The organism is Catenibacterium faecis, from assembly GCF_014306455.1.
GTDB lineage: Bacteria > Bacillota_I > Bacilli_A > Erysipelotrichales > Coprobacillaceae > Catenibacterium > Catenibacterium mitsuoka_A.
Genome location: NZ_JACRWG010000074.1, coordinates 1 through 9,132, shown reverse-complemented (window position 1 = coordinate 9,132; position 9,132 = coordinate 1). Strand labels below are relative to the sequence as shown.

Genomic DNA, 9,132 nt, shown 5'->3' with positions numbered 1-9,132 from the left:
TAGACTCAAAGATCAGCTTCAATTCATAGTAGATGAAGACTAAAAAGACAATATAAGAATGTAGGAAAACCTACATTCTTATATTGTCCTAAACCTACATTTTTATATTGACTTTTGCAGACTTTAAATGCATCAAAGCTAAAGACATCCAGCGTAATCCTGAACTTCGTAAAAAATATCGACCATATCAGGAACAGTGCCGGAAAGCTTTCATTCAGGCTGGATTCGAAGATAATATTCGAGCAAACGGATATGACGGTTTCATCTCCAACATCGACCCGGAATGGTTATTCAATCGTCTTTGTACTTTCTTTAAACCGGATGTCAATCCTATCGCCTATGAATACATGACACGGTCATTCTGTAATATTGACCCTGACAATGACGATAGAATTTTACCAACAATCTGGCGCAGTCGCTTTGAAATCATCGGTGATGGTGAACAGTGTGATCAACTTGAAAACTTAATCGAAAACTGTAATTTAACAAACGATGACCTTGCACTTATTCTGCAGACATTAGAATTAAAATAAAGCTCTGCAACGCAGAGCTTTATTTCTTTAAACTTAAGAGAAAGGAGAGCCCACTCAAAAAAGAAATATACAAAAAACAAAGGCTTAAGATACAGAAGCTTCATCATAGAATCGACAATATTCGTACTGATTACATCAATAAGATAATCGCAGAGATAGCGAAAACCAAGCCATCTTATATAACGATTGAAGGTTTAAACATATCAGGAATGATGAAGAACAGCCATCTTTCAAAGGCAGTTGCTTCTTAGAAGCTTTATGAATTTAAAACAAAGCTTCAAGCTAAATGCAAAGAGAACGGAATTGAACAACGAACAGTAGATAGATGGTTCCCATCATCTAAGACATGTCACTGTTGCAAGAATATCAGAAAAGATTTAAATCTTTTAGATAGAGTTTTCAAATGTGACTGTGGCTATATCGAAGACAGAGATTTCAATGCTGCTACTAATCTGAGAGATGCTACGACTTACGAAGTTGCATAAACAAACGCAAACGTAGGTATGTACCGAAGGCTATTTCGGGAATTTATGACTATGGAGTGTACATGAACTTGTGAGTAGATATGATTTCGGTCAATCCAAAGCATACAGGATGCCATAGTAAGTAATGTTCATGAGAACTTTCATTATCTCGATGTGAGTATCTTTAATCACATTTTGAGTGGCAATCTAACATGTCACAAAAAAAACGTCACCAACAAATCATTACTAAACTGAATATTGAAGGGCAGGTATTTGTGAAAGAACTGGCTTCATCATTTGGTGTCACAGAAGATTGTATTCGTAAAGACCTCACACTCTTAGAAAAAGCTGGAAAACTTAAAAGAGTTCATGGAGGTGCAATTAATGCCCGCGTTAATTTACATCATACAAATGTTTCACAACGTGTAGAACTCTATAGTAAAGAAAAGAAGATCATTGCCTCTAAAGCAGTTGATTTACTAAAGGAAGGCTATGTGATCTTCTTAGATATTTCTACAATCAATCTAGAAATCGCAAAACTTATATTTGAAAAGAATATTGCAGTCACTATTGTGACAAATATGATTGATATTATGCAGCTTTATAGACAAAATAGTACAGTGAGACTGATTTTCTTAGGAGGAGACTTCAATCAAGCAAGAGATGGATTTGTCGGCGCGCTCACAAATCATTTAATTAGAAAATATCGTTTTGATATCTCATTTATTGGTGTTGTAGGGATTGATTTAGAAAATAATGTTGTTACGACCTATGAAACAAATGATGGACTCACTAAAAAGACAGCCATCAATGCAAGTAAAAGAACCTATATGGTTGGAGAAAGTGTTAAACTCAATCAGGATGGCAATTATGCTTATGCGAATCTTGATGATTTCACAGGCTATATATGTGAAAAAGAGTTAGAAAACTCACAACTAAAACTATTGGGTGACCATCAGGTAGAACTCATCTAAAAAGACCGAAATCTTAATTGATTTCGGTTTTTTTCTGTCTTGCAAAAGAAAGGAACATATCTATAAAGTGAGAATCTAATATAAATAATCTATTCTCATTAATAATATAGCCATCAATTTTTTCAAATGTCATCTTTAATACATCTGTTAATAAATCAACTAACACATATCCATTCTCTGGTTTCTTATCCATGGCTTCTTGTTGATCTGTATAAAGAGGAATTAAATGAAGCCCATCTATGTCCATTGTATAATTAGATACATTCTCATCTATTTCTTCTATATAATAATAGAAACGTAAATCATTTAAAACATCTAAAAATGATTCAACTCTTTGATCCCTTAAAGGGAGTAAATTTTCATATTCACGTTTTATATATTTATCATACTCAGTTTCTATTGGTAATGCTTTTTCAATAAAATGAAGATGATCAGGTACATCCGCAATATTCTTGAAATTCTTAGTCATTACTTGTCCTAATACTCTCTCACCATTCTCGTATACATAAACATAATCTCCTACATCTACATGATCATAAGAAGGAATCAAATAAGTTCTTACCTGTAATTTTGTCTGAACTTCACACAACGAAACATTAATACGATAATCATAGAGCCGTTCAGCCCAAGAGTTATCTACCATAAGACTTGTATCATACTTTAATATCTTCTTCATATAAGGATCTTCTTCTTTAATATCATACCAATCTCTATTGAAGAAGTAAGCACGTGTTCCATTTGGATTCAATGCTATCATGAGTTCTTTCTCTTCTTCTTTATTAAATAAGAATAAAGAAGGCATTTCTTCATCTAATTCATTCTTTAATGCGAGCTTATAGAGTTCCATTAAACGATCGTCTCTGTCATTCTCTAGAATCATGATCTTCTCTTTGAAATTTAACCATGAATCTGTATAACGGAATATATAATCTTTATAAAGAGGAGTTGTACGAATCTGTTCTACTCCATGAAAGAACTGTTCCTTGTCCTGTCCATATTGCACAATAAAATGATGAACTGGATCTATATAAGTCAAAGGATGTTTTAAGAAAGTTTTTTCTCCGCAATGCGGACAAGTATAAGTCATAATAGAATCATCAATAATACTTTCTCTTTGATCTGGCCCTACACAGCTATAATCTTCATATTTATTCTCTTTATCACATTTTGAACATGTAATAATATAAACATCTTTATTTCTCATAATCCTCCCTCCTAACAAAAAAGAGCGTCAACACGCTCTATTCAATCACATGGATTGTAAGATACTTCTTTTTATAAGTATGATGATTATCTCCTGCAGTCAAAGTAATACGTGTCTTACCAGGTGTAATAGTTGTCACTAAACCATTCTGATCAACACTTGCCACATTGGCATATTGAGATGAATAATGTGTATATTCTACTTTCACTTTCTGAGGATCAGTCTTGTAATGAATCTGGTATGTTTCTCCCTGCTTCACTGTAACATACTGATCAGGAATAATCACACTACTTAATACTGGTCCCTGTGCAACACATGCATATTGATAAACACCAAACAAGAAAACAAAATAAACAATACCTAAAATCATCTTCATTTTCTTCTTTAAGTGTTTATTAAAATATATTAATACAAAAGGGATCAGTGGAAAAAGAACAATACCTGCAAAAATCCAGCCTTTAGAAAGAGGTTCTCTTTCTTCTTTAAGCATGCTGTTTTGTTTATCTGACATATTGTACCCACCTTTTTTAATTCTCTTCCATTATATCGAATATATTAACGTTTTTAAAGGTAAAAAAAGTTAAGTTCTATAGTTGTTGTGATATCACAATGTTTCTCTTTCTGAAAAGGAGCTATTTTTTATTGAAATGCTTATCAAATAGCGTTATATTAGTGTCGCAATTTTCATGTAAATATGAGTTATGATATAAAAAAACTAGTATATAGTTTTGTTGCATAAAGGGGAAAAATGGAGAAGTTAACGAAAAGAGTTATAGCCATTATGTGTATATTTATGATGGTTATTTCAATGGCAACTGTTGTTGAGGCAGTAGATACAAACGGTAAGGTTACAGTTACAAATGTAAAACCTGGGGAAACATATAAGATATTTAAAATCTTAACACTTGAAAGTTTTGATGAAACCAAAGGGGCTTATTCATATATAAGAAATGGTGATTCCTGGGATGGATTTATTAATTCAAGTGCTGCAAGAAATTATATAGACATAAATAATGATGGTTATGTCACTTTTAAAGATGATCAAAAAAATGAAATTGGTGCACGTAACTTTGGTCTTCTTGCCATGGAATATGCGAAGAATAATAAGATTTTACCAACTGAAACTGCAAAAGCATCTAATGAGGCAAATGCGAAAGTTGTATTTGAAAACTTACCACTAGGTTATTACTTAGTAGAAACCAGTGCAGGAACAGCTTGCAGTATTGATACAACTCATCCAGAAGTAGAAATAAGAGACAAACATGCCTCTCCTAGTGTCAGTAAGCTTGTCGCCAATGGTGGAACAATAAGTAATAATAAGAAAAGAAACTCAATGAATCGTGGGGATAATGTCTTCTTTGAAACGATAATTAATGTCAAGCCACATGTCACAAACTATTGTTTACATGACTATATGGATTCATATTTGAAATATAATTCTGTACTTAAAGATGGTATTGCCTATTATAGTAATGAAAAAGATGAAAGCTTAAAGCGTAAATCTTTGAAGAAATATAACGATTACGTTTCAACAACCAATACAAATGACGGCTGTAATTTTCACTTGACTTTTACTGATTCGTTTTATAAGAAATATCAAGATGATATTGACTCAGGTAAGTTGACACAGATCTATATTAAGTATTTAGTGATACTTAGTGATGATGCACCTATTGATACACCACTCGTTAATACTTCTTATTTAACTTATGGTGAAAACTCAAGAACTGAAGAATCTAAAACAGAAACATTTACTTACAGTATCCCTATATTTAAATATACTGGATATAATAAAGCACTTGCTGGTGCAAAGTTTATCTTATCTAAAGATTCAAATCCAACTGAGACTAATGCATTAAAATTTGTTCAATCAGGAAGTAACTTTGATTATAATAGTAAGAATGGAAATGTTACACTAACATCCTATAGTGATGGAAAGATAAATATTAAAGGAATACAAGCAGATACATACTACTTAAAAGAGATAGAAGCGCCTAAAGGCTACAACTTAATAAAAACACCTATAAAGATTGTTGTCACATCGGATACTGATGGGAAAGGTGTTGTAAAGGTAGATAATGATGTGGTAGATCAAGTTAATGTATTAAATAACTATGGTTCATTACTACCTAGTACAGGTGGTATGGGTACAACACTCATCTATGCAATAGGTTGTATTTTAGTATTATCTTCTGGCGTCGTATTATTTTTAAAGAGAAGAACTAAATAAGGGATTTCCCTTATTTTTTTCTATCTGTTGACAACTTCATATAACATTTCTATAATAGTTCTTGTATCTTTGGGGCAGGTGAAATTCCTGATCGGCGGTAAAAGTCCGCGAGCGTAAAGCATGAACTGGTGTAATTCCAGTACCGACGGTATAGTCCGGATGGAAAAAGATGGCGTTTTTATGAAATGACTTTTTCAATCTCCTATAAGATATATAGGAGATTTTTTTTCGCCATAGAAAGAGGCAAAAATGAAAACTAAAAAACTAGTAATGGCAGCACTACTTGGTGCATTAGCTGCAATCTTAATGGTATTAGACTTTAATGTACCATTAGCACCTGGATTTATTAAATTTGACTTCTCAGACTTCCCAGTATTAATTGGTGGATTTGTATTCGGCCCAGTAACTGGTGTTTTAATCGCATTCTTAAAGATCGTTTTAAACCTTCTCTTTAAACCAACAACAACTATGTTTGTAGGAGAAGCATCTAACTTCATACTAAGCGTATGTTATATGGGAGTAGCCTGCTTATATTATAGAAAGCATCGTACTAAGAAGGGTGCTGTAATAGGTATGGTACTTGCCACTATTACAACAAGCTTATTTGCGATTGCATCAAATATCTTAGTGATGTTCCCAATGTATGCTAAACTATTTGGTATGTCTATGGAACAGATTGTTGGAATGGTATCTGCAGTTAATCCATTTGTAAAAGATGTAACAACTATGGTTATTGCATCACTTGTTCCATTCAATCTCTTTAAATATGGTGTTATTTCTATCATCACATTCGTTTCTTACAAGAAAATCGAAGTTATTTTGAAAAAATATTCGAATTAAGCAAAAAAAAAAATATTCGAATTAAGCAAAAAATATATTGATTAATTTAGCCATATCATGTAATCTTTATACAAAAGTGTGAGGTGGAATAAAGATATGAAAGTGGTTAAATTTGGTGGCTCATCGTTAGCCAGCGCAACTCAGTTTAAAAAAGTACATGACATCGTTCTAGAAGATACTGATCGTCATTATGTAGTTCCCAGTGCCCCTGGGAAAAGAAATAAAGAAGATACAAAAGTAACAGACTTATTGATTCTAGCTTATTCACATCACAATAAAGATGATTTTGAAGAAATCTATGACAGAATCAAAGAACGTTACAATGAAATCATTACTGAATTAGGTCTTGATATTTCTTTAGAAGAAGACTTTAAAGAAATTAAAGAAGAAATCAAGAAACAGAATAGTTTTGATTATACAATTTCACGTGGTGAATATTTAAATGGTAAAGTATTAGCTAATTATTTAGGCTTTGACTTTATTGATGCTGCCGATGTAATCTATATTGATAAACATGGTAGATATGATGAAAAGAGAACAGATGCAGCTCTCACAAAAGCTTTATCTGAACATGATTATGCAGTTATTCCAGGTTTCTATGGACAGTTAAATGATGAATCAGGACGTATTAAAGCCTTCTCTAGAGGTGGTAGTGATGTCACTGGTAGTATCGTTGCGAAATGTGCCTGCGCAGATTTATATGAAAACTGGACTGATGTATCAGGTTTCTTAATTGCAGATCCTCGTATTGTGAAAGATCCTAAACCAATTGCGACAATCACTTATAAAGAACTAAGAGAATTATCTTATATGGGTGCGAGTGTTCTACATCAGAATTCCATCTTCCCAGTAAGAAACGAAGGTATTCCTATCTTAATCAAGAATACAAATAGTCCAGAAGATCCAGGTACTTTAATTGTAGAAAGTACTTGTCATAAACCAGATCATGTTATTACGGGTATTGCAGGTAAAACAGGTTTTGCGACTGTTATGATTGAAAAAGACATGATGAACAGTGAAATCGGCTTTGGTCGTAAAGTACTACAGGTATTTGAAGAACATGGCTTATCATTTGAACATATGCCTTCTGGTATTGATACAATGACTATCATTGTGAATAGCGATGACTTCATTGAAAAAGAACAGGCTATTCTTGCAGGATTACATCGTGCAGTACAGCCAGACTATATTGTCTTAGAATCTGATTTAGCCCTCATTGCGGTCGTAGGTCGTGGTATGAAGGACAGCCGTGGTACTTCAGCAAGAGTATTTAAAGCACTTGCGAAAGAAAATATCAACGTTAAGATGATTGACCAGGGTTCATCAGAATTAAATATCATTGTAGGTGTAAGAAACTGTTATTTCAAACCAGCTATCAAAGCTATTTATGATGAGTTTATCACAAGTGAAGACGATGAATAGAGAAGCAAATTGCTTCTCTATTTTTTTATTATAATATCGAGTGATATGTATATTATTATATGCTAATATATAGACAATTCATAAATAAGGGATGAACTATTTATATGAAATACAAATTTACTGCATTGTTAATTGAAATCGTACAGCCACTACTTACGGTATCCTATCCCTGTTTATGTAATGTTAGATGAGATTTCATATCGCTTAGCACTTAAGTCATAAGAGCCTTCATTTCGAAGGTTTTTTTATGTAAAAAAGAGGAGATGATCTCCTCTATACATTAATAGGTTTATTTTTTATACATATAATAAGACAGATGACAGCTAATATACAGGCAATAATATGAAATCTCATAAAGCTTACTAAACATATAAGAACCATAAGACTACCACATATCATATAAAGAGTATTCACTCTTCTCAATAATGCGCTCATACCAATAGAAAAACATCCAAGTACACCTGTCAATAGTACAAGATTTAATCCAAACATATAACAAATACTATTTATTGGCAACAAATACATGATTGCATATGCTATTAAAGTGATTACTAGAAATAGTGTAGAAAGTGGTAAATTACTCATTAAAGGATTTAATAAAGCATGATCAAATAGATGTATATGATTTCTTACATCCATCTCTACTAGAACACTAAGTATCGCATTAGACAATACAACTAGTATTGTAATAGTAGTAAGTGTTCCTAAAGAACCAACTAATTCTTTTTCTATCAAATGACGATCATGAATAAATAGTGTCATCACAGTAGCTCCAAGTAACCCTTGTATTAAACTTAATATTCCCTGAAATATAGAAATAGAACTATGTGAATGAATACCACATATAGCCATCACAAAAGAACCAGCCATGCCAATAAGAAAACAGAAGGCACTCAACCCAAAAGGTACAATAACCGTATTATATTCAAACAAATGAAACAAATTATACAACATGCCTACAATCTCATCCCCAATAGAAGGCTGTAAATGAATCACACCATGACTATATACTAAATTCACAAATAAGAAGCTAATAGCCAATGCTTCATACTTCTTTTTCATAACACCACTCCCTTATGCACTATTATAGTTCTTTTATATCGTTATACAATTACATATTGAATGTAAGCGGTTCTTATTGTCAATACATTTTGTGTACATTTAGGTTATTCCCTTTGTGCACAACATGAATCAATAGGTTATAATAAACAAAGGGGTGATGATATGAAGAAGGGTGTCATGATGCAGGGCTTTGAATGGTATCTTCCATCTAGTCCACATTTGCGGAAAATATTAAGAATCAATGCCTTTAAGCTCAAAAAAGCAGGTATTACAGCTATCTGGCTTCCTGCCACTCTAAATGTGATTAAATATACTCACATCGAGATAATGTAAGTTCTCACGAACATTACTTACTATGTCATCGTGTATGCTTTTGATTGACCGAAATCATATCTACTCACAA

10 protein-coding genes, 1 pseudogene and 1 riboswitch are annotated in these 9,132 nt (G+C 32.6%); of the genes and pseudogenes, 8 read left to right on the top strand and 3 right to left on the bottom strand.

Annotated elements, in window-relative coordinates:
- The first annotated feature begins 107 nt into the window (after positions 1 to 107).
- From H8909_RS11855 to H8909_RS11845, 4 genes and pseudogenes are all read left to right on the top strand, one after another.
- Positions 108 to 533: a hypothetical protein gene (locus H8909_RS11855; protein ID WP_187012988.1), complete on the top strand. Its 426-nt coding sequence runs from the start codon at positions 108 to 110 to the stop codon at positions 531 to 533.
- Entirely contained in the window at positions 518 to 784 is a 267-nt protein-coding gene (locus H8909_RS13805) for a transposase (protein ID WP_369409834.1), read from the top strand. The genes H8909_RS11855 and H8909_RS13805 overlap by 16 nt, the downstream gene beginning before the upstream one ends.
- Before the next feature lie 18 nt (positions 785 to 802).
- A pseudogene (locus H8909_RS13800) lies at positions 803 to 1,018 on the top strand (zinc ribbon domain-containing protein); the annotation flags it as partial.
- A 191-nt stretch (positions 1,019 to 1,209) separates the two neighbouring features.
- Positions 1,210 to 1,971, top strand: a complete 762-nt coding sequence (locus H8909_RS11845) for a DeoR/GlpR family DNA-binding transcription regulator (protein WP_117459994.1) — start codon at positions 1,210 to 1,212, stop codon at positions 1,969 to 1,971.
- Positions 1,972 to 1,984: 13 nt separating this feature from the next.
- Here H8909_RS11845 and H8909_RS11840 read toward each other — a convergent pair whose 3' ends face one another.
- Together H8909_RS11840 and H8909_RS11835 are read right to left on the bottom strand one after the other, a co-directional pair.
- Positions 1,985 to 3,175: a CpXC domain-containing protein gene (locus H8909_RS11840; RefSeq protein ID WP_187012987.1), complete on the bottom strand. Its 1,191-nt coding sequence runs from the start codon at positions 3,173 to 3,175 to the stop codon at positions 1,985 to 1,987.
- A 37-nt stretch (positions 3,176 to 3,212) separates the two neighbouring features.
- A complete protein-coding gene (locus tag H8909_RS11835; RefSeq protein ID WP_187012986.1) occupies positions 3,213 to 3,686 on the bottom strand; it encodes an Ig-like domain-containing protein in 474 nt (157 codons plus the stop codon).
- A gap of 237 nt (positions 3,687 to 3,923) precedes the next feature.
- Here H8909_RS11835 and H8909_RS11830 point away from each other — a divergent pair, with 237 nt between their 5' ends.
- The 3 genes from H8909_RS11830 (at position 3,924) to H8909_RS11820 (ending at position 7,667) form a co-directional block, all read left to right on the top strand.
- Positions 3,924 to 5,405, top strand: a complete 1,482-nt coding sequence (locus H8909_RS11830) for a SpaA isopeptide-forming pilin-related protein (RefSeq protein ID WP_187012985.1) — start codon at positions 3,924 to 3,926, stop codon at positions 5,403 to 5,405.
- Positions 5,406 to 5,466: 61 nt separating this feature from the next.
- A riboswitch (FMN riboswitch) is annotated at positions 5,467 to 5,580 on the top strand.
- 74 nt (positions 5,581 to 5,654) lie between these two features.
- Entirely contained in the window at positions 5,655 to 6,245 is a 591-nt protein-coding gene (locus H8909_RS11825; RefSeq protein WP_187012984.1) for an ECF transporter S component, read from the top strand.
- Positions 6,246 to 6,341: 96 nt separating this feature from the next.
- Positions 6,342 to 7,667: an aspartate kinase gene (locus H8909_RS11820; protein WP_117460004.1), complete on the top strand. Its 1,326-nt coding sequence runs from the start codon at positions 6,342 to 6,344 to the stop codon at positions 7,665 to 7,667.
- Between the two features lie 273 nt (positions 7,668 to 7,940).
- Here H8909_RS11820 and H8909_RS11815 read toward each other — a convergent pair whose 3' ends face one another.
- Positions 7,941 to 8,729 (bottom strand): hypothetical protein, encoded by a 789-nt coding sequence (locus H8909_RS11815; protein WP_187012983.1) that lies wholly within the window; start codon positions 8,727 to 8,729, stop codon positions 7,941 to 7,943.
- 162 nt (positions 8,730 to 8,891) lie between these two features.
- Between H8909_RS11815 and H8909_RS11810 the strand changes: the two genes are divergently transcribed.
- Positions 8,892 to 9,062, top strand: a complete 171-nt coding sequence (locus H8909_RS11810) for a hypothetical protein (RefSeq protein ID WP_187012982.1) — start codon at positions 8,892 to 8,894, stop codon at positions 9,060 to 9,062.
- The last annotated feature ends 70 nt before the right edge of the window (positions 9,063 to 9,132 follow it).